The following is a 24,499-nucleotide window of genomic DNA, read 5'->3' on the forward strand; positions in this document are numbered from 1 at the left end:
TGCTTTTCTAGGTATTCATTTGGAGCTAGGATGTAACTATTTTTATCGTTTATATGCTGTTTTTGGCTCGGTACTAAATTTTGATCTAGCTTTATAAGCGCAAAAAACTCTTCACATATCTTCTCTAGTTTTATATTTATTTGCTTTCTTTTGCTCTTTATTTGTTCATCAAAATTTTTGATGTAGCCACGAAGTCTTGGCACATTTACTATTAGATCCTCGTCTTTGCCACAAACTTTGCTAACTTCATCCATAAATTTTTTAGTCTGTCTGTCTCTTTTTTCGTCAACTATCTTTTTAAGTATAGATAGATCATTTTCTTTACTAAAATCATAAAATTTACTAACAAAAAGAGAGAGTGCATATGTATTTACAAGAGAGTTTAAAATAGGTGTTTGATCTATTTTAAGGTTTTTATCTGGTTGCTTTTTGCTTCTACCATTAAAAAGTTTATATTCGACCTCGAATGACATATTTTATCCTTGTAGTTTTTAATAGACCCGTAGTATTTCAATAAGCTACATCCACCAAAATTCTACCTATATTTTTATTAGTTTTCCAAAAAACAAAGCAATAATATTGCTGAAATGATAAGTCATAGCCGTCTGTTCTATTTTGAAGCACATAGATTGATTGAACACCTGTATCTATAATGTATTGAAATTGCTAGTAGCACCTCTTTCTAATCCATATACCATGCCTTTTTCTATAAGTAAAAATTTTCAAGTATATTATTCATTACGAACTTTATTTAATATAAAATTTATTCTAACTACATATTTTCTAGGTAGGGCATCTTTATAGTGAGTAGAAGGTGGTTATAAAAGAGAAATATCTCTCATATGTCTTAGCGTTTGCTCTTTGTTTTTCTCTAGAATTTCTATTAGCCTTGATAAGAGTGGCTCTGAAGCATATTGACAAAGATCTATGATGCGACTTATGTTTTGTAAATTTTCATATTCTTTGTCATTGTAATTACATTTATTGACCATATCTTTTAAAAAGCTTGAGATATTAAGGTCGTCTATGAAAAGTTCTTGTTCGCTTACTCCAAGGGCTTTTGCTATATAAGGTATAAGCTCAGCCTTGATCTCTCTATTTCCATTGAGATAGTTATATATAGATGGCAGAGACGGCACTTCGCCTGTGCTTTTTAGCCTAGGTTCAAGATCTATAAATTTTTGGACAAAGTCCTTTTTCTTTAACTTTTTACTTCTTAGGATCGCATTTATTCTTTCATAAATTTGCATTTTACACTCTTTGAAATTGCTCTAAATTTAAGAAGTATAATTGATAAAAAAATACTATATGAATTAAGTATTCAATAAGAATAATTCTAATAAGATTATCCGTATAGTAAATTTTTTCTTAATAGTGATAGTTTTTATAAACCAACATACGTCATCAGGTTAATAGGTCTAATTTCAAGCAAAACAAGAAAGGATAAAGATGAAAAAGATAGCTTTTATGTTTGCGCTTTTGCTGTGTTGCGGCTCTGCGTTTGCGTTTGATCAAATTGTGGGCGATATAACTACCGGATTTAGCAGAGATAACCGATTGGAAGTCGTTAGAGACAATATATATAAGCTGATGTGGCAAGATGGTGATTTGCCACCATTTCGTATGTATTATGACAAAGCAGTCCAATACTGCGAAAATTTAAATTTTGCTGGCTTTGATGACTGGCGGCTACCTACAGTAAACGAGCTTTTAAGCATCATTGACTACAGCAAGTATAGTTCTGCTATGAATTTAGCTTTTAAGTATGCCGACATACCTAGCGGCAAGTACTGGAGCTCTACAAAGAGCGCCGACGACTCGTCTGATGTGTGGGTCGTGGATTTCGATAACGGCGAAGATTTCCGCTACAGCGTTTCATCTCATAAAGGCTTAGTGCGGTGCGTCCGGCAGTATTGATTTTAAAATTTAAGAAAGGATAAAAAGATGAAAAGACATATAGCCGTTTTTTTGCTGCTTTGCGGTTTGCTTCACGCAGAAGCTCTAAGACCTACGTGCTACCGAGATAACGATAAAAACGTAGTGGTATGTAGCGAAAAAAAGCTGGGAAGACTAATGTGGCAGGATGAAAAGCAAATTTTTGAAGGAACGTTGGAGCAGGCGCAGGAGTACTGCAAAACATTAAGTCTAGCCGGATACAAAGACTGGAGGCTACCAACCAGAACGGAGCTACTAAGCATAGAGGATAAGAGTAGATATAACCCCACTCTAAATACCGCTTTTAGATACATAGCAGACTCCGGCCATATATGGTACTGGAGCCAAACTAAAGACGCCAACGGCTCGCCTAATGCGTGGTACGTGGATTTCCGGAACGGCGGCGGTTCCTGGAACAGCGGTCCTCTCTTCGTGCGGTGCGTCCGATAGTATTGATTTTTGAAAGGATTTGAAAGAGTTGCGATATAAAAATTTGTCTATATTTAGAGCTTCTATGAGATTTTGCGTCTATTTAGAAAACAGTGTGGTGAAAACTTATAAATTTAAAAAAGCTTCGTTTCTAACTCATATAAAATGGGCTAAGTAAAAGGTGGCTTTGATAAATGAAAGCCTGGAAAATATCCAAGTGATATATAACTTTAAAAAGTAAAGGAAGATGGATGAAAAAATGCATAACTATATCTTTGCTGCTTTGCGGACTGCTTCACGCAGAGGCGCTAAGCACTGCGTGCTACCGAGATAATGATAAAAACGTAGTGATATGTAGTGAAAAGAATCTAGGAAGACTAATGTGGCAGGATGAAAAACAAATTTTTGAAGGAACGTGGGAGCAGGCGCAAGAATACTGCAAGATAGTAAACCTAGCCGGATACAAAGACTGGAGGCTACCGACCGGAACAGAGCTGCTAAGTATAACGGATGAAGTAAGATCCAACCTCGCTCTAAATACCGCTTTTAAATACATAGCAGACTCCGAATTACCATGGTACTGGAGCTCTACCAAACATAACATCTACTCGTCTAATGCGATGATCATGCGTTTCAATAGCGGCCGCGCTGGCTGGGACGACATTTCTCATCGCTACTTCGTGCGGTGCGTCCGACAGGATTGATTTTTGAAATTTCTTTTTTTGAGAAATTCGGACTTAATGGAGGCGCTTTGAAAAGCCTTTTGCTCCCATTACGGGAGCTTTTTAAATTTTGGAGAATAAAATGACAAATTTTACGGCAGAACAGATAATAAAAATAAACGAAATTTTTAGCAGAGTTGTCGACTGCAAGGGAAATTTGAAGGTGTTTAATGGGGCGTGGGATAAGTACAAAAATTATACTGCCATATACGAAGAAGATTCTAACGGCAATAAATCTATACAAGCGACATACAGCACTAAAGTATCATTGGAAGATATATATAATAATGCCAAAAAGGCACTGAGCATATGCAATGTTGGCAACATAGTAGATATAAATATTGTTACTATAAAGACTTTTGATATAAGCAGTAAAGTAAGTAAAGCTAAAATAGGGGATCAAGCGGATGCACATTTTTCTGTTTTATTGCACCAATGTCCAGATCTCAAGGAAGAAGATTTTAATACTCTTTATAATGCTTTTTATGATGTATTGGCAATTTGCGGCTACGACTTTAACTCAAGTGATAATCATACGATACTTTATCTAAACATTTTTCAAAGATTGATCGATTACTTCAAGGACGGTAAAATAAAATTTGATGTAAAGTCCGGTACGGTAGGTCAAATAGATAGTGGCTTGATTGAAAAATTAAAAGAGTGCTATGAAATAAATAAATTCGTTTGCAAGATTAAACTTTTTATAAAAGAAAATTATACACCGCTAAAAAGTCTTGAAATAGACTGGGATAAATTTAAAAATAACCTAGACGATATCAATAAAGAGTTATTTGATAGGAACTCTGGTATTTGGAGGCAGGTTGGCAAAATAGCAGGAGCTTTTTATGGCTTAACTAAAAATGACTTAAAAAACATCATCTACTACGGTGCACCTGGAACCGGCAAAACGAAATTCGTAAAATACTGCCTTGATATTTTAGATCCTAACCGCACTAGAACTGAGTGGGTACAGTTTCATAGCGGTTTTGAATACGAGGATTTTATAGACGGCATAAAACCTATCGGCATACAAAACGGAAATTTAAATTTAGCTTTGACAAACGGCATATTTAAAGAATTTTGCTTAAAAGCAGCACAAAATACTGATGAAAATTTCTTTTTTATAGTCGATGAGATAAATAGAGCCGATATAGCGGCGGTATTTGGCGAGACGTTATCGCTTTTAGAGGAAAATTACCGAGGAAAAAGCAGCGCCATAAAAATCAAAAATTCTGCGCTTATGGAAGATATAATAGTATCGGACGCTAGTAAAAAATCGCTTTGCATTGATTACGGTAATTTGCAAACTAAATTTTATATACCTGCAAATATCTATTTTATCGGTATGATGAACGACGTGGATAAGAGTATAGACTGCTTTGATCTTGCTCTAAGAAGGCGCTTTGCGTGGGTCTTGATGGAGTGTGATTATGAGGTTGTAGAAAATGCGACGGATAAAGCCTACAAGACAAAATGTGAAAGTTTAAATAACTACATCACCAATGAACTCAAATATTTAGTTGAATACGAAGATGAAACTAGGGTAAAAATAAGATCTATTCAGTCTTACAATAATGCCGAAAACAGAGATGATGATTATAATAAATTATTCTCAGATGCATCTGACAAAGAAAAGGATAAGAAAAGATACGAAAAAACTAGTGGCTTAAATTTAGGTAGAGCTTATGAGATAGGGCATTCGTATTTTCTAAAAAAAGAAACGACGGATGAGAAAGAAATCTGGGCTAGGCATATAGAGCCGATTTTAAGAGAATATATCAGAACGCAATTTGGCGACGGCGAAGTAGAGAAAAAACTAAAGATGGCTAAGAAAATTTTCGTAGGCTAGTGTGATGTTTGAAGATAACAGCTGTTGCAAGTGTGCCGAGCATCAAAAAGAAATAACCTTTGATGAGCTGGCAAAAGATAAGACGGATGTCATTTTTTTAAACGGACGGCATGATAAATTTAAATCCAAGATAAAAGACGACAAAGATGCGCACTATATTTTAAGAAAGTGCGAGAATGGCGGTTTTAAATTCGGCAACTATATAGGCCGTTTTACCTTTGAGGGGCAAGAGTACGTCATAAACTCGCGCTTTGGCAAAGAACTAGAAGCCGAGCTTTTTAAAACTATCGACTCGTCGTTTTTTAGCTCTGGCGGTAGCGTCGCCGAGATAAACGGCGAGATCCCTATGGACTACGTCCTTTATGCCTCGTTTATCAGCCGCTTAAAGCTAGCCAAGTTAAGCGGCTTTCCAAGCGTTTATAAAAAGATTCCTTTTAGAGACTACGCCCTGCACGGAAGCCTTGACGTTAAAAATTTCATCAAAAAAGATCAGCCCTTTACGGGTAAAATTTCAAGCCGAAAAAGCTCGCGAGTGCCTGACGAAGTGGTCGCAAGGGTACTTTTAAGGGCTTACGATATCTTGGTTAGAAAAAACACTAAATTCGCACTTTACGACAAAGAAATAAAGAATTTTTTGCTAGCCAATGCTAACGGCGAGATGAAAAGCATCAGAGATATAGATGCGGCTTTGAACTCAAAATCCGTTATGAACGAGCTTTATAAAGACTACAAAATTGCTCTTCAAATCGCTAGGATTATCATTTTGCAAGATTCTAGATATACGAACGAAAGCGCCGTCAAAAATCTAAATTTTGGTTATTTACTGTATGCGCCCAACCTTTTTGAACTTTATGTCGAGAGGCTCATAAGAAGTGTATTAGGCGAATTTGGCGGTAAATTTAGCCTAGAGACTCAGTATAAAATTCCAGGCTTGGATTTGAGACCTGATTTTGCGATAAAAGATGAAGAAGGGAAAATTTTAGCTGTTTTGGATGCTAAATATAGGCATTTTTATAATGCCTATATAGGTGAAACTGATTGCAAGAATTTGCTACAAATAAAACAATACGTGGAGAAAGCCGGTTCAAACACTGGAATTCTAATCTATGCCAAAAGTAACGTCTTTAATGAGCCAAAAAACATAAGACATAGTTCTGAAAACAAAATTTTTATACTCAGTGTATTAACAAATGATAATAAAACATCTGCTGACGAATTTAAAAAGTACCTTAAGAAGATTTTAGAAACTATAAAAGAAAAAAGATAATGTGAAAACATTATAAAGGTTGCAGCGTTTATGGCCATAAGATTGTTGGATACAAAAGCTGTTTTATCCATAGAAAGGATATATGGTAAAGATGTTCTTTTAAAAGAAAAAAGATAGTATCGCTGTCTATGTGGATATAAGATAAAAGGCACTATATCATCAAGTGATCCGCTAGTAGTCGCAGTGCTAAGCGGAGAAACATACTGTAAAGATATGCTTTAAAGATAAAAAATAAAATACGTAAAATATGCGATTAGAAAAATGCCTATGTAGCAGATGATGCACAAACAAGCTAGCAGGGGTAGGCATAAAGGACTCATTTAGTCTAGCTCTAGAATATGACTTATATTTTAAAAGAATGTAGGTCAAATCTCTCTTTTACATTAAAAAGCCTCGCAGAGCCCAAAGGTTTAGAGCTCTCTAAACCAATTTGGGCAATAAAATGGTTTGGGCTAATGATTTTTGCCCAAACACATATAATTACTATAAATAGATATTAAATTTAAAGAGGCAATATGTTTAAAAACCAACAAGCAAATATAACATTTGAGCTAGCTAGTGACCGCACAAATGCTCACAATAGTAGAGAAGAAAAACCTGGCTACCTAATGCCAGGATACTATCTAAACGAAAAATATGGCATCATGAAAAAGCCCGTGAGGTACATAAGATTAAATAAGCTTAGCTTCGATGACTTATGGCAAAAAAGAAGAGATGAGATGAAGTATGAAGTATCGCATCTTGGCAAGATCAAGCTAGTAGATAAACATAAAGGCAAAAAGCCACTAAAGCAAAACTGTCACTATGAATGCGTCATAGGACTAAATGAGCATACACAACTATCAAGCTTACTAAAATCCATAAAGGCAGTAAGTAAAATTTTAAATATTGAACCCATAAATTTATACATTCATAGTGATGAGGGGCACCTTTTGAGAAAGAGCGATAACAAGGAGATATTTCCACTATTTCATGATGAAAATGGCAAACTAGGTGGCACATACATTACAGATAAGGATGGCAGAGCTTATTACATACATATAAAAGAGAGTGTAAATGGTAAGCAATATTATGAAAAAGGGGCTGAACTCGAATATGAAAAATTTGAACCAATATTTCAAAAGCATGCTCATGTAGAATGGAATAGCTTAGTAAATGGCAGAAACCAAATGCAAAGATTCAAAAAGAATACAACTGATCCAAATTTGGACTATAAAACCGTTTTTAAAACTGTATATAACACAAATGCTGAAATTCTGGGAATGATAAAAGGAGATGGTGGCAGTAAGCATAAGAAACTAAAAGCTTTTAGAGTGGCTAGCGAAAATGATAAGCTTATGAAAAAACTAGAAGAGCTAGAGGCTATCATTGAAAAAGATGAGACATATATAGAGATCATTACTGGATACAGCGAAGATCAAAAAGTAAAGATAGAAGAGCTAGAGCATGAAAATCAAACACTAAGAACAAGGCTTAGCGATCAAGAAAGCTTATATAAAGCTCAAGAGACGGAGCTACAAACTACTAAAAATGAGTTTTGCAAGACTAATCAAGAGCTTATCACAAAGAATAGTGAAATAGAATTGGCAAGAGAAGAGATAAGGCAAGTAAAAGAAGAAATTTATAATCTAGTCATAACTCATGCAAATACAAATATCAAGCTAAAAAGAGAGCTTGAACACTTTGGTATAGCCTTTCCTGTGGAGATTAAGGCGCAAGAGCTAAATAGTAATTTAGAAGTTATAGCCTCTATAAATTTAAGCTAATAGCGTATTTCTATGAGTAAGGAGTGAGATTGTGCTTATATATTGCAAGTATTTTTATGTGATCTTGTTCTATACGAAAGACTACCACATACCCTTTAAAGATAAGGTCTCTAGTGTCTTCTCTATTGATTGTTTTATTTTTTCTAAATCTGTAAGGCATATAAGAGATGCTTTTTAGCCTTTCTACCAGCTCAATATAAAAAGCCCGAGCAGTCTCAATGCTATCCTTAGAGTAAAAATCTAAAATTGCATCAAGTTGGCTTAGAAATTCCTTGCTTAAATAAGGAATTTGCTGCATTTAGGCACCGTATTTTTTAAAAAGAGAATTTACATGAGCATTCATTTCGTCCATTGAGACATACTCTAGCTCTCCTTTATCATCCATATCAGAAATCCTCTTTAGATGCTCTTCGTCCTCTTTACTAAGATAGTTTTGCTGCTCACCATAGGCTTCAAAAATAGCAGCTGGATCTATTTTAAAAAGTAGAGCCTTTATCGCTTCGAGAGTGGTATTATCTGCAGTTGTTTGAATGTTTATCATGGTTGTCATAAAAGTCCTTTTAAATTTGGGTAGATTATAGCACTTTAGAGTCTTTGATTTTATTAAAACAAAAATTTCTATAGCTAAAAATTCTAGAAAAAGTTGTCCTGATAATCGGACAAGTTTTTTATTAAAAATGTTCTAAAAGCCCCTTAAAATCATAGAATACTTGTTACAGATGGGCGATTTTATCTCAAATTTCGGCGTTTTGGATTTTACGAGTAAATGCGCAGCAAGCTATGGTAAAATAAGGCTTGAGATAAGAAATAAAAACAGAAGGATAGGCGATATGGATATGCTGATTGCTGCCGTAGCGCTTGGCGATAATCTTATTTTGGTTACGAATAACGAAAAAGATTTTAAAGATATAAGCGAGCTCAGGATGGGAAATTGGAGCATTTGATATAATATACGGTAAATACAAAGCCTTTTGTTGGTTATATCGGAGGTTAGCTTAAAGCTGGAATGTGCAACCAAAACAAAGATGACTAAGCTCATGAAAACCAGTTGTGCCGCTCTCGATAGACTACTAAACCCAGACAACGATTCGCTAACGCTAAGCACGCTTGAAGGTGCGATAGCGTCAGGCAAAAGACTAAGTATCTAGGTAACCTGGCGGTTGCCGATTAATATATTTAAATAAAAATCGTCTAAAATTTTGGACGAAATTTTATATAAAATATTGCAGAGGAAAGGAATTAATGGTGCTAGACTTGTTACATAGACTTGTTACATCTTTTTACTCAGAAAGAGTCAATATTTATACTCTTAAAAATGCCATAGAAATCCCATTTTTAGGTACTTGTAGTAATGAAAAATGTTTTTACACTCTAGGTGTCCCTATCTCCCGGCCACTTCAAATTTAAAATCACTTTTTTTAATTTTTCAATTATTTTCTTATTTCTTCAGTTTATAAATTTGTATTTTTGCCATAAAAATTCATTTTAAATTCACCCGTAAGGCTTAAATTTAGTCTCAAACTAAATTCTAACAATGTACGCTTTCAAACTCTAAGATTAAAATTTATAAAATGTCAAAGTTGTTAAAAATTTAAAGGAGTGGTTTATGAACATAAAAAGCATTTTTAGCAAGATATTTAAAGGTGAGCAGGGTGAGGCCGATGTGCTCGAAGCTATCGGTAAAATTTTAAATCAAAAGGGCGATGAAAACTACTATCTCATCCCAAAGGCGAGCATCGATGATCCTGCTGGCTCATCTAGAGAGATCGACCTGCTTTTGCTCCATCCAGCACTTGGAATTTATGTCATCGAGGTGAAAAACTGGGATGATCTTGAGCAACTAGACGAAAATAACCCCTACGAACAGGTAAAAATTTATCAAAGAATGCTTCTTGCAAAGATAGAGTCAGTGCTTAAAAAAGTGCCTATAAATGTCGAGTACAGGGTCATTTTCCCCTCTATCAGCAAGGCTGAGGCTAGTAAATTTTACGCGAAAAATCCAAGCTATCTAAATTAAAAAATCACACCTTTTTCAAGGACGATCTCATAGACGAGAACATCTTTGCTAAATTTTTCAACTCCTCTATAAGCACGCTACCAAACAAAAAAGAGTTTCTTAAAATTTCAGAAATGCTTGTCAATCAAAGCAGGCTAAAACAAAAGATAATCCCGATAATCACGAAAGACGAAGTGATGTTTTTTGACCACAAGCAGCTTAGTATCATGAACGGCTACACTGGCGGTTTTCGCGTGATCAGAGGCGTTGCAGGCGCTGGCAAGACGATGATACTTGCAAATTTTGTCGCAAATAGGCTTGAGCGTGACGAAAATGAGAAATTTCTCGTGCTTTGTTTTAACAAAAATTTGGCCCAAAATATCAAGTCAAGCTTTGGCGATAAATTTATAAACAAAAATATCGCCGTATATCCGATCATCTCGCTGCTAAAACGCATAGAATTTGACGAGACAAAGCTTGAAATGGATGAAAATACAAATATCAGCCAAAAGTATCAAATTTATGAAACCGACGAAGCGATTGCTGAGTTTAGAGTGAAATTTAAAGCCCACCTTGCAAAGCACCCGATCGACTACGTCCTTTGCGACGAGACTCAGGACATGCCAGCTGGCTTTATGCGTGTCATCTATGAGGAGATAAAGGACTGTATATTTTTCATCGACGAGGCTCAGAAATTTTACACATACACGATGAACAACATCGCCGACATCTTTCACCATCCAAAATTTGAGCGGATCGACATGAGAGGGCGCGTGAAAAATCTAAAAAACATCTACCGAACGCCTTCAAACATCGCTAGGTGCGCATTTGAGATCTTGCAAAAGGACTCTGCGATAAACGACTACTACAAAAAGAGCTTTTATCTAAATCATGACTTCATCTCAGACATCCAGTGTATCTTGCAAGATGGCAGCATAAAAGTGGCTGAGCTTGATGAATTTGCGGAGCTTAAAAAGTGCATAAAAGCCTTACCAAATGGCGAAACAAGCGTCGTTTTAAGTAATAGCAAGGTCGCTGTAAATGCCATAAAAGAGAGCGTCTTGCTAGAGTGTAAAAATGTAGAGGTTTTGACGATACAGTCCATTAAGGGCCTTGAGGCGCAAAATGTCATCATCCACAACTTTTTGCCGTTTTTACAGACCATATATAAAAATGAAAGAGCGCTTTTTTATAGGAAAATTTACGTCTTGCTAACTAGAAGTCGTGAAAATTTATATATCTCACTGCCTAAAAATTTGGATGAAAATTTGCCAGATGAGATAAAACAGGTGATCGATGTTATCAAAAAATACGCAAGCATCACGCAAGACTTGCCAAAGAAAAGCGAACAAATAAAAGAAAAATCAAGCCTAAAACTAGCCTCTATAAGGCCAGTTTTAAGGGATGTAAAAGAGGTTGGTGAGCTAGTGGTGACAGGCAGTCAGCTCTTTGCCATCATAGCTGGGCTCTTTGCATAGTAAATTTAATGGCAGCCGCAGCCACAACCACATCCGCCGCTTTGTTTTATCGCGTCAAAAACTGCGTCGTAGTTTGGCTCCTCTGTCACTTCAGGGACGATTTGCTTGTGGATGATGACGCCATCTTTGATGACAAAGACCGCTCTTGCAAGTAGTCCTTTTAGCGCCCCGTCACTCATTAGCATGCCGTAGTTTTGGGCAAATTCGCCGTATCTAAAGTCGCTACCAACACGCAAATTTGCTATGCCCTCAGTCGTGCAAAATCTCCCCATCGCAAATGGCAAGTCGTTTGAGATGATGCTAAGTCTAATGCCCTGTTTGCCGGCTACTTTTTCGTTAAATTTACGTGCTTCTGCCGCGCAAACGCCAGTATCTAGTGAAGGCAAGCAGACAAGCACCTCGATGCCGTTATTTCCGCCCACGCTAAATTCGCTAAGATCTTGCGCTACGACTCTTGCTTCAGGTGCATAAGAGCCGACAAATAGCTCGTTTCCGCTTAAATTTACATCTGTGCCTTTAAATTTTGTAGTTGCCATGATTTCTCCTTATCTTTTAGCTTTTTTAAACGCTTGATCAAGGTCAGCTATTAGATCATCGACATTTTCGATGCCGATGGCTAAACGAAGCAAATTTTGTTTTATGCCGATCTTATCTAGCACCTCTTTTGGATATGCCTCGTGCGTCATCGTTGCAGGCCTGCAGATAAGGCTCTCTACGCCGCCAAGGCTCACTGCTAGATCAAAAATTTCTAGCGCTTTTACAAATTTATTTACATCATATTTTTCATCAAGCTCAAATGAGATAAGAGCGCCGATATCGCTTGCTTGAGCTGCTTGCATCTTTGCCTCTTGCTCGCTATATGAGCCAGGGAAATGCACCACGCTAACGGCGTCACTATCCTCTAAAAATTTGATGATTTTATGGGTATTTTGCGTTTGTCTGTCAAACCTAACGCTAAGAGTTTTAAGCCCACGTATTAGGTAGTATGCGTCCATCGGACTGATGATGCCACCAAGCGTGTTTTTGGCAAATTTTATCTTTTCAGCCAAAGCATCATCGTTTAGCGTGACGATACCAGCGATCACGTCAGCATGTCCGCCGATATATTTTGTGGCGCTATATACCACGATGTCAGCTCCGTGCTCAAGAACTTTTTGATAGTAAGGCGTCAAAAATGTATTATCCACGATGACTAGAGCGCCCTTTTTTTGAGCGATCTTTGAAATTCTAGCGATATCAGTCACTCTTAAGAGAGGATTTGAGGGAGTTTCGATGAATATAGCTGCCACGTCGTCGCTTATGTCATCTTCGCTTAAAAAATTTAGATCATCTATAAATTCGCTCTTTATGCCGTGACTCTCAAAAACAGTCGTGACATACCTATAAGTACCACCATAGACGTTGCTATTTAGCAGGACTTTTTGCCCTGTTTTTATAAGGCTAAGTGCAGCTGCTGTTGCTGCCATGCCTGAGCCAAAGCTAAATGCGTATTTGCTACCTTCAACTTTAGCAAAGATATCATCAAATGCCTTTTTCGTAGGGTTGTTGCCACGTGAGTAGGCAAATTCTTGAAAATTTTCAAGGTCATCTTGCACGAAGGTGCTAGCTAAAAATACTGGCGGAACGACCGCTTTGTTTGGGTTGTTTTTAGCTTCGATGCCTTTTACGATAAGAGTGTCTAGTTTCATAAATTTCCTTTTTAAAAATTTACGAAATTTTACATGATAAAAATTAATTTTCCCCAAACCCACCCAAAATATAGCCAAACCAGTAAGTGGTAGTAAAAGTGCTTTTTAAATTTGCATTTGTAAGATTGCTAAGACTAAATTTAAGCTTTTGCTTGGTCTTCGCAAGCCGCCAATGTATGGTTTTTTACTCGCTTTTGGCTAAATTTTTACCATAAATTTTACTCTACTAGATCAACCGACCAGTTTGCCTCCTGAAGCTTCATCTCAAGCTCTCTGATCTCTTTTGAAAGTGCGTCCACTTGCTTTTGAAGTGCGGCCACATCGACTGTGCTTAAAATTTTGATCTCGCTGTTTGAGTAAAGATCCACTTTTTGACTAGCGCTCGTAGCAAACTCCCTAAGCACGTTTGCTTTTAGCACCAAAGCGTCCTTTTTGGCGATCATCTCAGTGAGGCTCATGCCATCAAATTTAGCGCTTGAGTTTGTCAAATTTATAGAGCAAATGAGCGTAAAAAGCTCGCTAGTTAGCTTGTCTAGCTCTTTTAAAAGAAGCTTTGGATCTTCGCTAGGTTTTTCGTTTTCCTGCGTTTTTGCGTTGCTAAGCAGTCTGACTTTTAGCTGTTCGATGCGCTTTTGCGTGTCAGCCCTTAGTATGAGAGCCTGAGCTAGTTTCATCATTTTTCCTTTTTGGGTATTAAATTTTTAAATCATCTTAGTATCTTTTGGGTTATAATCAATTTAAAATTTACTTCAAGGACTTGCTATGAGATATGATTTTGACACGCTTACAGATAGAGAGGGCACTAACTCGTCAAAATGGCGCATGAAGAGCGATGTTTTGCCGATGTGGGTTGCAGATATGGACTTTAAGGCCGCACCTGAGATCTTAAGCGTCTTGCAAAAGCGCCTTGATAACGGCGTCTTTGGCTACTCTTTCATCCCAAAAGAGTGGAACGAAGCGATAAAGAGCTGGTGGCAAAGACGTCACAACGTGAGCTTAGAGAACGAGTGGATGTGCTTTTGCACTGGCGTCATACCGGCCATCTCAACTGCCATTAGGAGATTTAGCAGCCCAGGAGATCAAATTTTAGTGCAAGCGCCTGTATATCACGTCTTTTTTAACTGCATCAAAAACAACGGACGTGAAATTTTATCAAACGACCTAGTCTATAAAAATGGCTCTTATGAGATCGATTTTGACGACCTCGAGGCAAAGCTAGCCCAGCCGCTAACTACCATGATGCTTCTATGTAATCCCCACAATCCAATAGGCAAAATTTGGGACAAAGAGACGCTTAAAAAGATAGGCGAGCTTTGCTATAAGCACGATGTTTTGGTTATCAGCGATGAAATTCACTGCGATATAACTGACCCAGGTCTAAGCTACGTGCCATTTATCAGCGTGAGCGAGGAGTGCAAAAACAACTCCATCACGTGCATCTCGCCAACAAAGGCCTTTAACATAGCTGGCCTTCAAAGCTCAGCCGTCGTTACGCCAAATGAAAAGATCAGATCAAGGCTAAATGCCGCCATCAACTACGATGAGGTCGGCGAGGCAAATGCCTTTGCGATCATCGCCGCAATCGCCGCATTTAACGAGGGCGAAGCGTGGCTTGATGAGCTTAGAGAGTATCTTTTTGAAAACAAAAAGGTCGTTGCTAACTTCATAAAAGAGCAAGGCTTGCCAGTGAAGCTTTTGCCATCAAGTGCAACCTATCTTTTGTGGCTTGACTGCAGTGCGTTTTGCGAGGATTCGAGCGAGTTTATGAATTTCTTACGCGATAAAGCGGGACTTTGGCTAAATGACGGCAACGCTTACAGGGGAGATAGATTTTTCCTTCGTATGAATATCGCAACGCAACGCGAAAGGGTGCTTGAAGGGCTAAAACGCTTGCAAAATGGGATAAATTTATACACTTCAAAAAGATAGATTTTGGCTGGGTGGCTTTGAAATTTAAGCCACCCTTGCCTTATGTAAAATAGCTACTAGAAGCATTTTTGACCTTCCTTATTTCTTAAAGATCAAAGTAAGTTTTCTGATAAATTTAAAGTCTAGCGAGCCTATGCTTGTTTTTGGTTACTTTAAATTTTAAGCATGGAGTTGCTTGGTCGTAGTAAGAGAGGTCGTAAAGCCAGTTTTTGTTATTTTTGATATCTCGCCAGCATGCACTAGTGCGCTAAAAGAGTGTCATGGTCGTGTTTGGGAATTAAGTAGCTTTCGCTCATAAATTTAGTAGTTTAAATTTGAAAGAGAGAAATTTAAGAGCGAGATAACTTGCACTGATCTTGAATTGCATTAAATTTAAGCAAAAAAGCCTTTAAATGCAATGATCAGGGTCGTTTTCAAAGCAGTATTATATATCGCGCCTGTTTTTTAAATTTAGCAACTCAAAATAAATTTGAAAGTGAGATATTTTGCGCTAGCGTTAAATTTTAAAAAAGTCACTTGGCAAAACGAGAATTTGAGCTGTTTAAAATCGTATTATCTTTCAAAAAGCGGTTTTTCTTATAAATTTGATAGTTAAATTTGAATAAAAGTAGAAATTTAAAGGCGGGAAAGTCCCGCCAGATATTATTTATGTAGTTCTTTTGTGTAAAACTCAACTGAGCCAAGACCCTCTTTTAGTGCCCACTCGTAAGCTTTGCTTACAAATTCCCAGTTTATGTTCTCATAGAAAGTCTCTAGGTATTTTGGGCGTGCGTTGAAGTTGTCGATGTAGTAAGCGTGCTCCCAAACATCAACGACTAGAAGTGGCACTTTGCCGTCGCTCACTGGAGTTTTTGCGTTGCTAGTTTGCACGATCTCTAGCTTTTTGCTGCTTGGATCAAATACAAGCCACGCCCAGCCTGAGCCAAAAAGCGTTGTAGCTGCCTTTAAAAACTCCTCTTTAAAGTTTGCAAAATTTGCCTCAATCGCTGTTTTTAGCTCACTTGACATCTCGCTTTTTTTAGCGATGCAGTCCCAGTAAAAGTCGTGGTTATAAACTTGAGCGACGTTGTTGTATAGGCCGCCTTCGCTATTTTTTAGGATTTCGTAAAATGATGCGTTAGCAAATTTTGTATCTTTTATGAGATTGTTTAAATTTGCAACATAGGTCGCGTGGTGCTTGCCATAGTGGTATTCACAGGTCTTAGCACTAACTACTGCATTGGCATTTGCGTCAAACGGAAGTTTTCTTAGTTCAAACATAATAATTCCTTAATAATAAAATTTGTTATCTCGCATTATAGCCACAAAAGATTAACAAACAAAATCTTTTAAAATTTAAGCCAAAAATAGGGCTTTTTATAAAAGCTAAATTTTGAATTTATAAAATATGAGCAAATTTTCTTTATAAATTTGTGGTTAGAAGAGTGAAATTTATATCCTAAAAGAGCAAATTTGGCTTTGTAAAAGAGAGAAAAGTAAATTTAAATTTCTCTAAATGTAAAAAATAATATAAAAATATGTGTAGAAAAGTAACAAATATGCTCTATAAAAATGATAAATAAATTTTTACGTTAAATTTACAAAGTAAAAACTATCCATTTTAGATCAAAAATGTTACAAAATTACACATATAAAAATAAAGATATGTGAATTTATGAAACAAAATTTCTAAATTTTTATTTTTGAAATTTATAATGCACCTATCAAAACTATTACAAAGGATGAAAGATGAAATTCTTACAAGCTTTACTTTTTACATGTGCCATCAGTGGCTTAGCATTTGGTGCTGACAAGGTCTATACGATCAAATTTGCTCACGTTGTCGCAGCTTCTACGCCAAAGGGCAAGGCGGCTGACTTTTTTGCAAAGCGTGCTGAGGAGCTAAGTGGCGGCAAGATAAAAGTTCAAGTCTTCCCATCAGCTCAGCTACTTGATGATGATAGAGTTTTTGGCGCGCTAAAGCTTGGCAACGTTCAAATGGCAGCTCCAAGCTTTTCTAAATTTACACCTATCGTGCCGCAGTTTCAGCTATTTGACCTACCTTTCATCTTTAAAGATGCAGACCACCTTCACAAGGTCCAAGACGGCGAGGTCGGCGAGGAGCTAAAAGGTCTTGTGACTAAGAAGGGCTTTGTGGCGCTTGATTATTGGGATGCTGGATTTAAGCACTTTAGCTCAAGCAAAAAGCCTATCCTCACTCCAGAAGATGCAAAAGGACAAAAATTTAGAATCCAAAGCTCAAAAGTGCTTGAAGAGCAGATCAAAGCGATCGGTGGCAACCCACAAGTTCTGCCATTTTCAGAGGTTTATTCTGCACTTCAACAAGGCGTAGTTGATGCTACTGAAAACCCACTTTCAAATTTCTATAACTCTAAATTTCACGAGGTTCAAAGCTCACTTACACTTTCTCACCACGGATATCTAGGCTATCTAGTTGTTATGAGTGATAAATTTTGGAACAAACTACCAGATGATCTAAAAGCAAATGTAAAACAAGCTCTAAGCGAAGCTACAGCTTACGAGAGAGAAGAGACAGCTAAAGAGGACGCTCACGTCATAGCTCAGCTTGAAAAATATATAGCAGAGACCAAAAAGCTAGAAATTTTCAAGATCGACGACGCACAAAAAGCTGAATGGCAAAAAGTTATGCAGGCTATCTATCCTAAATTTTACGATGTCATCGGCAAAGAGCTTATAGAAAAGACAATCGAGACAAAATAATGAAGAATTTCATTAACGCTCTTGATATATTGATAGTTTCGCTTAATAAAACTATCGCCGTTTTAGGGCTAGCTAGTGGAACACTACTAGCCTTTGCCAACGTCGTGGCTAGATACTTTTTTGATAAAAGCTGGTCATGGGCGAGCGAGCTATCAAACTACTTATTCATCTGGTCGGCGTTTTTTGCCGCAGCATACGGCTTTAACAAGGGCATCCACGTGAGCGTAACTATCTTGGTGGAGAAATTTCCACCAGCGCTTGCAAAGGCGTGCTTACTCTTTTCACATATCTTAACAACTGTCTTTTTGATATTTATCGCGGTTTATTCAGTTGATTATCTTAAAATTTTACATGAGATCGAGCAGATGATCATAGACCTTGGCATACCTCAATGGGTCCCTATGCTAGTGCTTCCAATAGCCTTCGTCACAGCTAGCTACCGCTCGGCTGAAAAGGCTATCAAAGTAGCGCTAACGCCTGCAGCGAAGGTCGTAAGCAACGAAGCGCACGAGCTAGCTCACGGTAGCGTAGTCAAAGACTAAGGAGAAAAAAGATGACAATAGCATTTTTATTTATCCTACTTTTTGCACTGATGCTAATAGGCGTGCCAGTGGCGGTTTCGCTAGGCACAAGTACTGTTTTAACGATGATATTTTTTACAGATATCGACATCGCTACGATCCCGCAGCTAATTTTTGATGGTATCAATAAATTTTCGCTAATGGCGATCCCTATGTTTATCTTGGCTGGAAATTTACTAAGTAAAGGCGGCTCAGCAAGACGTATCATCGACTTTGCAAAGTCGATGGTCGGACACTTGCCAGGTGGCTTGCCTATGAGTGCGATATTTGCCTGCATCATCTTTGCTGCAGTCTCTGGAAGCTCGCCTGCGACAGTTGTGGCTATTGGCTCGATTATGTTTGCAGCGATAAAAGAGGCTGGCTATCCAAAAGAGTACGCAGTGGGCGGCATAACTACGGCTGGTTCGCTTGGAATTTTGATCCCGCCTTCAGTTGTTATGATAGTTTATGGCGTAACGGCAGAGGTTAGTATTGGCAAGCTCTTTATGGCAGGCGTTGTGCCAGGTCTTATGCTTGGTGGCATGATGCTTGTGCAAACCTACGTTGGCGCAAAAAAGCTTGGATTTAAAGCGACTAAGGCTGAGCCACTTAAAGTAAGAGTGCAGAAATTTGCAAAAGCATTTTGGGCTCTTTTGATCGTCGTTGTGGTTATTGGCGGAATTTATGGAGGCATATTCACTCCGACTGAAGCTGCTGCAGCAAGTGCGGTCTATGCGCTATTTATCTCACTTTTTATCTATAGAGATATAAAGATAAGAGACCTTTGGGATATCTGCCTAGACTCAGCCCTTACAACAGCTATGATATTTTTCATCATCGCAAACGCCGTTGTTTTTGCGTATTTGCTAACTAGCGAGCAGATCCCGCAAGCGATCGCTTCGATGATACTTGACGCAAATATCGGCATGATAGGATTTTTGATATTTGTAAATATCTTGCTCTTTATCATGGGTCAGTTTATGGAGCCTTCAAGCGTTATCATGATCATGGTGCCGCTCTTGCTTCCGATAGCTACGCAGCTTGGCGTCGATCCTATACACTTTGGTATCATCTTGGTTGTAAATATGGAGATAGGTATGGTCACTCCGCCTGTTGGACTAAATTTATTTGTCGCAAGCGGTCTTACAAATATGAACTTAAAAGAGGTCATCATGGCGTGCTTGCCATGGACGCTAACCTTGTTCTTTGGTCTTATCTTGGTTACTTATATACCACAAATTTCACTTTGGCTACCAAACATAATGTATGGACATTAAAATTTAGAGGTCTAGACCTCTAAATTTATCCTCTTGGATCGTAATCCGCGCTCATAACGATATTTTTACCATTTCGCTTACCAACGTAAAGTAGCTCGTCAGCTTGCTTGATCATACGCTCGATATTTACCTCAGTGTTGCCACTATGTGCCACGACGCCAAATGTCATCGTCGCTATGATCCTATTGTTTTCAAATTCAACGACATTTTGATTAAGCGTCTCTCTGATACGCTCTAAGATGCTAACTGCTTTTGCCTTTTTAACATCAAAGATAACAGCCAAAAACTCCTCGCCGCCAAATCTTGCAACCCTATCTTCATTTCTAAAAGCGTTTTTGAAAATTTTAGAAAGGCTCTTTAGCACTTCATCGCCTGCACCGTGTCCGTAGGTGTCATTTATCTTTTTAAAGTTATCGATGTCACACATCACGATAGCAAAGTCATTGCCGTCAAATAAATTCTTTTGTCTAAAAATTTGTTGCATCGAGGCGCGGTTTAAAAGCCCAGTTAGTGGGTCGTGGTTAAAGACAGCCTTAGCAGACTCTTTCTCTTCTAAGATGCCTAAGAATATAAATAAATTTGAGCTCTCTAGCAAAAATGATGTTAGGACGGCAAACACGCAAGATGCAGTTAGGTTAAATACAAAAAATATCTCTTTATATAAGGTATCATCTTTTACTGGTAGATCTATCACTAGATAAAAAAGCAAAAATGCCGCGATATCTAGCAAAGAGATAAGTCTGCTTAACATTTTAAAGCTAACTGATAAGAAAAAGAGGCTAATTGTCGATGTTAAAAATAAAATTTCAAAGCCCCAGCCCAGTCCAAGGATAAAGACGCAAAGTGAGGCATGGAGTAAAATTTCTACTTGCAAGATAAACATCACGATCTTGTTGTTCTCTTCGCTATCAAAGAGTATCTTTAGTGCAAAAAGATATATGCTAACAGAAAGGATGTTTGCCACAGCTAAAATTTCTTCGCCCATGAGGCAAAATATAACTAGGTAAAAAGTATGTACAGCTAGGAGCGAAAAGACGATGATCTTTTGTGAGATATAAAGTGAAATTTTAGGCATTGTCTTTGTCCTTATTTGCCTTCATGATCTCATACTCGATGCGGTCTTTGCCATTTTTCTTACCCTCATATAGCTTTTTATCAGCTTTGTTTATGACTGTGTCGATATCAGTTATAACGCCATTTGCACAAAGAACCAGACCAAAGGTCATGGTTACTGAGCTCTTATCAGGCAATTTTACCTGTGCTATCCTTGTACCAAGTCTGGTTTCTACCTTTTTTACGTCTTCAGTTTTAACTTCAGGCAAGATAACTAGAAATTCCTCTCCACCCCATCTACAAATGCGGTCATTTTCTCTAAAAGTATCTTGTAAAGCCCTTGCGATCTCTTTTAAGACCTTATCGCCCCAGTCGTGTCCGTAGGTGTCATTTATCTTTTTGAAGTTATCTATATCTCCTAGCATAACGACTAAATTTGCGTCACTGCTTTTTTCTCTAAGCTCTTTTAGCTCATATCTAAGTGTTCTCTCGATCGAGCGTCTATTTAAAAGACCGGTTAAAAAGTCATACTTAGAAATTCTCTCTATCTCCTCTTTCTCTTCGCTGATCTGTTTGTAGCCACTAGATGTGATCGCATCAGAGAAAAAAGAAAGTCTAAAGACCAAGTAAAAAGTAAAGAAAACGCTTATACAGGTTGAGCCTATTTGTACCATGGTGTCTATCTCAACTACTTTATCTTTATATGTAAGATATAGCCACAAAAGGACAAATAGCTCAAGAAGGCAGACAGAGTAGGTAAGAAGCCTTTGGTTAAAAGCCAAAAAGTAGTTTATAAAGATAACGCCAAGGAGTGTTATCCATATATTAGAGCTCCAGCCCATGCCAACAACGCCAGCGATAACTGCGGTGATGACATTTAGTTGAAAGATGGCAGAGATTAAAAATCTGTATTTGATATTAAATCTAATCCTTAAAGCAGTGCTAATAGAAAGAAATAAAAAACAGATAAAAATGATCGTTAAGTCAAAGTAAAAACTGCAAAGCGCGATCAAGACAAAGGCGTTACTTACTATCGCTACGTTTAATATCGTTTTGTAAATGTCATCGATAGCCTTATAGCTATCTTGCTCTATAAATTCCTGTACCAAGCATTCTCTCCGTTAATTTCATCCATTAAATTTAATTAGACCATTTTAATACGAGTCGTAACTATCCTCATCTTCATCGCTATCTTCATAGTTGTAGTCATTTTCGTCGTAGTTATAGTCATAGCTATCGCTACTATCCTCGTCCTCATCGTTAAATTCAGAGTAGTCTTCTTCTACCTCTTCGTAGTCAAAATCATCACTCATTTTTTTTCTCCTTAAATTTTATCTTTGATATTTTCTATATACAAGCTTTGGCTTGGGAATGCAAAATTTAGACCATTTTGCTTTAAAATATCCATAATTTTTAGCATTACATCTTGTTTTACGTCTAAAAACTCTCCCCAAACGATAGTTTTGGCAAAGCAATAAACTAGGATATTTATCGAGCTATCAGCAAAGTCATCAACCACGACAAATAAATTTGACTTATATCCAGCGTAGTCATCAACTGAGACTATGTTTTGTCTATATTTTAGACCTCTTTTATTAGCCGCGATATCTTCGCTTTTAGCGATATCTGGGTGATTTATCAGCATATTTTTGATGTCATTTACACATTTTTTGATCTCTTCTGTAGTTGGTCCATACTCGATGCCAATAACCATTCTTATGCGTCTGCCGACCTTTCTTCTGCTCCAGTTTCTAACAGGATCGCTCGCTAGCTTTGAGTTTGGCACGAAGATAAGGGCGTTATCAAAGCTTCTAACTGTTGTTTTTCTAAATCCTATCTCAACGACCGTGCCCTCGATGTCGCCACAAACTATCCAGTCGCCTTGTGAAAATGAGTTGTCAAAGAGCATCATAACAGATGCAAAGAAGTTTGCGATGATGTCTTTAGCAGCGAAGGCAACAGCAAGACCACCGATACCAAGTGAGGCGATGAGTGCTGAGATATCAAAGCCAAGCTTTTGAAGGATCAGTAAAAGTGTGATGATCAGCACGATCACGTAGATCACTTTTAGTGCTAGGTTTATCACCTCTTTACGCTTGCTTTTTTGCGCGATCTTGTCGAGTATAGCGATGCCGTAGCCATTTAGTATGGTGAGGACAAGCCATGAAAATGCGACTATATAGATGATAGAAAAGATATTTGCTACCGTTAGAGGCACTGGCACTGGATAAAATCCAATGCCGATACAGATGTTTAGCGCATAGATGATAAGAAGTGCTGAGATCGGCTTTTTGATGATATCAACGATCTGATTTTTAGCCTCTTTTACCCCTTCGCCTGAAGCGACGAGCGACATCACCCAGTAGGTGAGCTTGGCTAAAATTCTAGTTAGCGAGACGAAAAATAAAAATATCGCAACGATAACAACGATCTTGCCTATGTTAAATTTGCTTGAATTTATGGCTGTTGTTTTGTTTATATACTCGACTGCATCGACTAAATTTAGCTCAGACAAGAGCATGCTTGAGCTTAGAAGGTCAGCGTTATTTTTAAGATAGATTAAAATTTCTTCTTCACTCTCTTTTTTCAGCTCAAGGTCAAAAAAGGCGCTGTCGTAAGAGCCTGAAGTGTCATTTAATGAGTCTTTTAGATCTTTTATACTTACATAAGAATTTGTCTGTAAATTTAAAAGTCCATTATCTATCACTTCTTTTATAGAATTTGCCTTAGCACCCTTTTTAAAGATCTCTTCAAGACTAATAAGCGCTGAGTAGTAAGCGTAATCAACCTTCATCTTCTCAAGCTCGATAGCACTTTGAATGTAGGCATCCTTGTTTGACTGCTTCTCTAGCCTAGCTACCTTTTTCTCTAGCGCCTCTTTTTGCAGATTATATTTATTGATATCGCTTTGTGTGACTTCGATCTGCATAACATAGGTCGGAATTTTCTCTAAAAGAGCGTTCTTTTTATTTTGAAGAGTGATCAAATTTGAGTTATCGATCTTTGAAGCGTTTAGGTCTTTTTGCTGAGATTTTATGATGTTTATCTGGCTGTTTAGGGTTTGAATTTGATTTGTTATGCTGATGATATCGTCTTCTTGCGTTACGTTGTTATCAGCGCCAAAAAGAGTTATGAAAGAAAGCAGGATGATGGTTAGAAATTTACGCATTTTCGCCTCTTTTGTCCGCTAGAAGTTTAAACGTGCCCTCTTTTAAATCGTAGCTAAAAATTTCGCCAGTTTCTATGATGTAGTGCCAGCCATAAATTTGAAGCTTACCACTTTCATACTCCTCTTTTACATTTGGATATGTCATTATGTTTTCGATCGAATTTATCACGTTTAGCCTCTCGGTTAGCCACGCCATTTTGGCTGGATCATCGCTTGTAAATTTAAGAACTTCTCGCTTTATAGGCTCTATTAGCCTGATCCAGTTTCTAACGTTTGGAGTGTTTTTTAGCTTCTTTTCATCAACATAAAGTGCCGCGCATCCACCACAGTCAGAGTGCCCGCAGATGATGATGTTTTTGATGTTTAAAACTTCAAGCGCATACTCGATCGCCGAAGTGGTCGCCAAAAACTCTTCGCTCACCCTATAAGGTGGCACGATGTTTGCGATATTTCGCACCATAAAAAGCTCACCTGGCAGGCAGTTTGTTATCAAATTTGGCACGACCCTTGAATCCACGCATGATATGAAAAGCGTGTGCGGATCTTGCTTGTGTTGTAAGCTTTTAAAGAGCTCTTCATGCTCTAAAAAGCCATCTTCCATAAATTTTACTGCACCTTCAAGTATTGAATCATCCATAAAATTTATCTCCATTTTTTATA

General features: G+C 37.6%; 27 protein-coding genes. 14 read left to right on the plus strand and 13 right to left on the minus strand.

What is annotated here, in order from left to right; translation table 11 throughout:
* Both F3G88_RS10340 and F3G88_RS09520 read right to left on the minus strand, forming a co-directional pair.
* On the minus strand, positions 1 to 473 hold a 473-nt coding region (locus tag F3G88_RS10340), incomplete at its 3' end, for a hypothetical protein (RefSeq protein WP_188117486.1).
* Positions 474 to 818: 345 nt separating this feature from the next.
* Entirely contained in the window at positions 819 to 1,250 is a 432-nt protein-coding gene (locus F3G88_RS09520; protein ID WP_021087448.1) for a transcriptional regulator, read from the minus strand.
* A 307-nt stretch (positions 1,251 to 1,557) separates the two neighbouring features.
* Here F3G88_RS09520 and F3G88_RS09525 point away from each other — a divergent pair, with 307 nt between their 5' ends.
* The 6 genes from F3G88_RS09525 (at position 1,558) to F3G88_RS09550 (ending at position 7,968) form a co-directional block, all read left to right on the plus strand.
* On the plus strand, positions 1,558 to 1,917 hold the full coding sequence (locus F3G88_RS09525; protein ID WP_159070995.1) for an Lcl C-terminal domain-containing protein: 360 nt from the start codon (positions 1,558 to 1,560) through the stop codon (positions 1,915 to 1,917).
* Positions 1,918 to 1,944: 27 nt separating this feature from the next.
* Positions 1,945 to 2,385 (plus strand): Lcl C-terminal domain-containing protein, encoded by a 441-nt coding sequence (locus F3G88_RS09530; protein ID WP_149716039.1) that lies wholly within the window; start codon positions 1,945 to 1,947, stop codon positions 2,383 to 2,385.
* A 230-nt stretch (positions 2,386 to 2,615) separates the two neighbouring features.
* A complete protein-coding gene (locus F3G88_RS09535; RefSeq protein WP_035142343.1) occupies positions 2,616 to 3,068 on the plus strand; it encodes an Lcl C-terminal domain-containing protein in 453 nt (150 codons plus the stop codon).
* A gap of 100 nt (positions 3,069 to 3,168) precedes the next feature.
* Positions 3,169 to 4,935, plus strand: coding sequence for an McrB family protein (locus tag F3G88_RS09540; RefSeq protein ID WP_149716040.1), 1,767 nt, complete (start codon positions 3,169 to 3,171; stop codon positions 4,933 to 4,935).
* A 4-nt stretch (positions 4,936 to 4,939) separates the two neighbouring features.
* Entirely contained in the window at positions 4,940 to 6,202 is a 1,263-nt protein-coding gene (locus F3G88_RS09545) for a 5-methylcytosine restriction system specificity protein McrC (protein ID WP_149716041.1), read from the plus strand.
* Positions 6,203 to 6,717: 515 nt separating this feature from the next.
* Positions 6,718 to 7,968, plus strand: coding sequence for a hypothetical protein (locus F3G88_RS09550; RefSeq protein ID WP_149716042.1), 1,251 nt, complete (start codon positions 6,718 to 6,720; stop codon positions 7,966 to 7,968).
* A 10-nt stretch (positions 7,969 to 7,978) separates the two neighbouring features.
* Here F3G88_RS09550 and F3G88_RS09555 read toward each other — a convergent pair whose 3' ends face one another.
* On the minus strand, positions 7,979 to 8,266 hold the full coding sequence (locus F3G88_RS09555; RefSeq protein WP_103644979.1) for a type II toxin-antitoxin system RelE/ParE family toxin: 288 nt from the start codon (positions 8,264 to 8,266) through the stop codon (positions 7,979 to 7,981).
* Positions 8,267 to 8,518, minus strand: a complete 252-nt coding sequence (locus tag F3G88_RS09560) for a hypothetical protein (protein ID WP_021092475.1) — start codon at positions 8,516 to 8,518, stop codon at positions 8,267 to 8,269. It lies immediately after the preceding gene.
* Between the two features lie 169 nt (positions 8,519 to 8,687).
* Between F3G88_RS09560 and F3G88_RS09565 the strand changes: the two genes are divergently transcribed.
* The 3 genes from F3G88_RS09565 to F3G88_RS09570 all read left to right on the plus strand — a co-directional run bounded on the left by F3G88_RS09565 (position 8,688) and on the right by F3G88_RS09570 (position 11,442).
* Positions 8,688 to 8,912, plus strand: a complete 225-nt coding sequence (locus tag F3G88_RS09565; RefSeq protein ID WP_103644980.1) for a type II toxin-antitoxin system VapC family toxin — start codon at positions 8,688 to 8,690, stop codon at positions 8,910 to 8,912.
* A gap of 662 nt (positions 8,913 to 9,574) precedes the next feature.
* Positions 9,575 to 9,985, plus strand: coding sequence for a nuclease-related domain-containing protein (locus F3G88_RS10575; protein WP_223228782.1), 411 nt, complete (start codon positions 9,575 to 9,577; stop codon positions 9,983 to 9,985).
* 113 nt (positions 9,986 to 10,098) lie between these two features.
* Entirely contained in the window at positions 10,099 to 11,442 is a 1,344-nt protein-coding gene (locus tag F3G88_RS09570) for a DNA/RNA helicase domain-containing protein (RefSeq protein ID WP_223228783.1), read from the plus strand.
* A 5-nt stretch (positions 11,443 to 11,447) separates the two neighbouring features.
* Here the strand turns inward: F3G88_RS09570 and tpx are convergent, their stop codons facing one another.
* From tpx to F3G88_RS09585, 3 genes are all read right to left on the minus strand, one after another.
* Positions 11,448 to 11,978 carry a thiol peroxidase gene (gene tpx / locus F3G88_RS09575; protein WP_149716043.1) on the minus strand — a complete coding sequence of 177 codons (531 nt, stop codon included), beginning with the start codon at positions 11,976 to 11,978 and terminating at the stop codon, positions 11,448 to 11,450.
* Positions 11,979 to 11,987: 9 nt separating this feature from the next.
* Positions 11,988 to 13,130 carry a trans-sulfuration enzyme family protein gene (locus F3G88_RS09580; protein ID WP_149716044.1) on the minus strand — a complete coding sequence of 381 codons (1,143 nt, stop codon included), beginning with the start codon at positions 13,128 to 13,130 and terminating at the stop codon, positions 11,988 to 11,990.
* A 218-nt stretch (positions 13,131 to 13,348) separates the two neighbouring features.
* On the minus strand, positions 13,349 to 13,804 hold the full coding sequence (locus F3G88_RS09585) for a DIP1984 family protein (protein WP_149716045.1): 456 nt from the start codon (positions 13,802 to 13,804) through the stop codon (positions 13,349 to 13,351).
* A gap of 88 nt (positions 13,805 to 13,892) precedes the next feature.
* Between F3G88_RS09585 and F3G88_RS09590 the strand changes: the two genes are divergently transcribed.
* A complete protein-coding gene (locus F3G88_RS09590) occupies positions 13,893 to 15,059 on the plus strand; it encodes a MalY/PatB family protein (protein ID WP_149716046.1) in 1,167 nt (388 codons plus the stop codon).
* Between the two features lie 175 nt (positions 15,060 to 15,234).
* Positions 15,235 to 15,357, plus strand: coding sequence for a hypothetical protein (locus tag F3G88_RS10650; protein ID WP_258030387.1), 123 nt, complete (start codon positions 15,235 to 15,237; stop codon positions 15,355 to 15,357).
* A gap of 344 nt (positions 15,358 to 15,701) precedes the next feature.
* Here the strand turns inward: F3G88_RS10650 and sodB are convergent, their stop codons facing one another.
* Positions 15,702 to 16,319, minus strand: coding sequence for a superoxide dismutase [Fe] (gene sodB, locus F3G88_RS09595; protein ID WP_149716047.1), 618 nt, complete (start codon positions 16,317 to 16,319; stop codon positions 15,702 to 15,704).
* Positions 16,320 to 16,787: 468 nt separating this feature from the next.
* On the opposite strand from sodB, the gene F3G88_RS09600 reads away from it, so the two are divergent.
* Genes F3G88_RS09600 through F3G88_RS09610 form a run of 3 tightly spaced genes read left to right on the plus strand, consistent with a single transcriptional unit; the run spans position 16,788 to position 19,617 of the window.
* Complete coding sequence (locus F3G88_RS09600; protein WP_149716048.1) at positions 16,788 to 17,780, plus strand: DctP family TRAP transporter solute-binding subunit; 993 nt, start codon at positions 16,788 to 16,790, stop codon at positions 17,778 to 17,780.
* Positions 17,780 to 18,322, plus strand: coding sequence for a TRAP transporter small permease (locus F3G88_RS09605; protein ID WP_021084026.1), 543 nt, complete (start codon positions 17,780 to 17,782; stop codon positions 18,320 to 18,322). Before F3G88_RS09600 ends, F3G88_RS09605 begins: the two co-directional genes overlap by 1 nt.
* An 11-nt stretch (positions 18,323 to 18,333) precedes the next feature.
* Entirely contained in the window at positions 18,334 to 19,617 is a 1,284-nt protein-coding gene (locus F3G88_RS09610) for a TRAP transporter large permease (RefSeq protein WP_103615308.1), read from the plus strand.
* 25 nt (positions 19,618 to 19,642) lie between these two features.
* Here the strand turns inward: F3G88_RS09610 and F3G88_RS09615 are convergent, their stop codons facing one another.
* The 5 genes from F3G88_RS09615 to F3G88_RS09630 are packed head-to-tail and all read right to left on the minus strand — an operon-like array spanning position 19,643 to position 24,476.
* Positions 19,643 to 20,692 carry a GGDEF domain-containing protein gene (locus F3G88_RS09615; protein ID WP_149716049.1) on the minus strand — a complete coding sequence of 350 codons (1,050 nt, stop codon included), beginning with the start codon at positions 20,690 to 20,692 and terminating at the stop codon, positions 19,643 to 19,645.
* Positions 20,685 to 21,779, minus strand: coding sequence for a GGDEF domain-containing protein (locus tag F3G88_RS09620; protein ID WP_149716050.1), 1,095 nt, complete (start codon positions 21,777 to 21,779; stop codon positions 20,685 to 20,687). The genes F3G88_RS09615 and F3G88_RS09620 overlap by 8 nt, the downstream gene beginning before the upstream one ends.
* A 45-nt stretch (positions 21,780 to 21,824) precedes the next feature.
* Positions 21,825 to 21,983 (minus strand): hypothetical protein, encoded by a 159-nt coding sequence (locus F3G88_RS10345; protein ID WP_002941615.1) that lies wholly within the window; start codon positions 21,981 to 21,983, stop codon positions 21,825 to 21,827.
* 11 nt (positions 21,984 to 21,994) lie between these two features.
* Positions 21,995 to 23,839 carry a mechanosensitive ion channel domain-containing protein gene (locus F3G88_RS09625; RefSeq protein ID WP_021089226.1) on the minus strand — a complete coding sequence of 615 codons (1,845 nt, stop codon included), beginning with the start codon at positions 23,837 to 23,839 and terminating at the stop codon, positions 21,995 to 21,997.
* Positions 23,832 to 24,476 (minus strand): carbonic anhydrase, encoded by a 645-nt coding sequence (locus tag F3G88_RS09630; RefSeq protein WP_021086289.1) that lies wholly within the window; start codon positions 24,474 to 24,476, stop codon positions 23,832 to 23,834. The genes F3G88_RS09625 and F3G88_RS09630 overlap by 8 nt, the downstream gene beginning before the upstream one ends.
* Positions 24,477 to 24,499 lie beyond the last annotated feature (23 nt).

The sequence above is a fragment of the Campylobacter concisus genome (genome assembly GCF_902460675.1).
Taxonomy (GTDB): Bacteria; Campylobacterota; Campylobacteria; order Campylobacterales; family Campylobacteraceae; genus Campylobacter_A; species Campylobacter_A concisus_AJ.

What these genes read in the sequence shown, in the direction of transcription:
- F3G88_RS09520 (WP_021087448.1), bottom strand. Translation starts at nt 1,250, where the DNA reads ATGCAAATTTATGAAAGAATAAATGCGATCCTAAGAAGTAAAAAGTTA.
- F3G88_RS09530 (WP_149716039.1), top strand. Translation starts at nt 1,945, where the DNA reads ATGAAAAGACATATAGCCGTTTTTTTGCTGCTTTGCGGTTTGCTTCAC.
- F3G88_RS09535 (WP_035142343.1), top strand. Translation starts at nt 2,616, where the DNA reads ATGAAAAAATGCATAACTATATCTTTGCTGCTTTGCGGACTGCTTCAC.
- F3G88_RS09540 (WP_149716040.1), top strand. Translation starts at nt 3,169, where the DNA reads ATGACAAATTTTACGGCAGAACAGATAATAAAAATAAACGAAATTTTT.
- F3G88_RS09545 (WP_149716041.1), top strand. Translation starts at nt 4,940, where the DNA reads ATGTTTGAAGATAACAGCTGTTGCAAGTGTGCCGAGCATCAAAAAGAA.
- F3G88_RS09550 (WP_149716042.1), top strand. Translation starts at nt 6,718, where the DNA reads ATGTTTAAAAACCAACAAGCAAATATAACATTTGAGCTAGCTAGTGAC.
- F3G88_RS09555 (WP_103644979.1), bottom strand. Translation starts at nt 8,266, where the DNA reads ATGCAGCAAATTCCTTATTTAAGCAAGGAATTTCTAAGCCAACTTGAT.
- F3G88_RS09560 (WP_021092475.1), bottom strand. Translation starts at nt 8,518, where the DNA reads ATGACAACCATGATAAACATTCAAACAACTGCAGATAATACCACTCTC.
- F3G88_RS09565 (WP_103644980.1), top strand. Translation starts at nt 8,688, where the DNA reads ATGGGCGATTTTATCTCAAATTTCGGCGTTTTGGATTTTACGAGTAAA.
- F3G88_RS10575 (WP_223228782.1), top strand. Translation starts at nt 9,575, where the DNA reads ATGAACATAAAAAGCATTTTTAGCAAGATATTTAAAGGTGAGCAGGGT.
- F3G88_RS09570 (WP_223228783.1), top strand. Translation starts at nt 10,099, where the DNA reads ATGCTTGTCAATCAAAGCAGGCTAAAACAAAAGATAATCCCGATAATC.
- tpx (WP_149716043.1), bottom strand. Translation starts at nt 11,978, where the DNA reads ATGGCAACTACAAAATTTAAAGGCACAGATGTAAATTTAAGCGGAAAC.
- F3G88_RS09580 (WP_149716044.1), bottom strand. Translation starts at nt 13,130, where the DNA reads ATGAAACTAGACACTCTTATCGTAAAAGGCATCGAAGCTAAAAACAAC.
- F3G88_RS09585 (WP_149716045.1), bottom strand. Translation starts at nt 13,804, where the DNA reads ATGAAACTAGCTCAGGCTCTCATACTAAGGGCTGACACGCAAAAGCGC.
- F3G88_RS09590 (WP_149716046.1), top strand. Translation starts at nt 13,893, where the DNA reads ATGAGATATGATTTTGACACGCTTACAGATAGAGAGGGCACTAACTCG.
- sodB (WP_149716047.1), bottom strand. Translation starts at nt 16,319, where the DNA reads ATGTTTGAACTAAGAAAACTTCCGTTTGACGCAAATGCCAATGCAGTA.
- F3G88_RS09600 (WP_149716048.1), top strand. Translation starts at nt 16,788, where the DNA reads ATGAAATTCTTACAAGCTTTACTTTTTACATGTGCCATCAGTGGCTTA.
- F3G88_RS09605 (WP_021084026.1), top strand. Translation starts at nt 17,780, where the DNA reads ATGAAGAATTTCATTAACGCTCTTGATATATTGATAGTTTCGCTTAAT.
- F3G88_RS09610 (WP_103615308.1), top strand. Translation starts at nt 18,334, where the DNA reads ATGACAATAGCATTTTTATTTATCCTACTTTTTGCACTGATGCTAATA.
- F3G88_RS09615 (WP_149716049.1), bottom strand. Translation starts at nt 20,692, where the DNA reads ATGCCTAAAATTTCACTTTATATCTCACAAAAGATCATCGTCTTTTCG.
- F3G88_RS10345 (WP_002941615.1), bottom strand. Translation starts at nt 21,983, where the DNA reads ATGAGTGATGATTTTGACTACGAAGAGGTAGAAGAAGACTACTCTGAA.
- F3G88_RS09625 (WP_021089226.1), bottom strand. Translation starts at nt 23,839, where the DNA reads ATGCGTAAATTTCTAACCATCATCCTGCTTTCTTTCATAACTCTTTTT.
- F3G88_RS09630 (WP_021086289.1), bottom strand. Translation starts at nt 24,476, where the DNA reads ATGGATGATTCAATACTTGAAGGTGCAGTAAAATTTATGGAAGATGGC.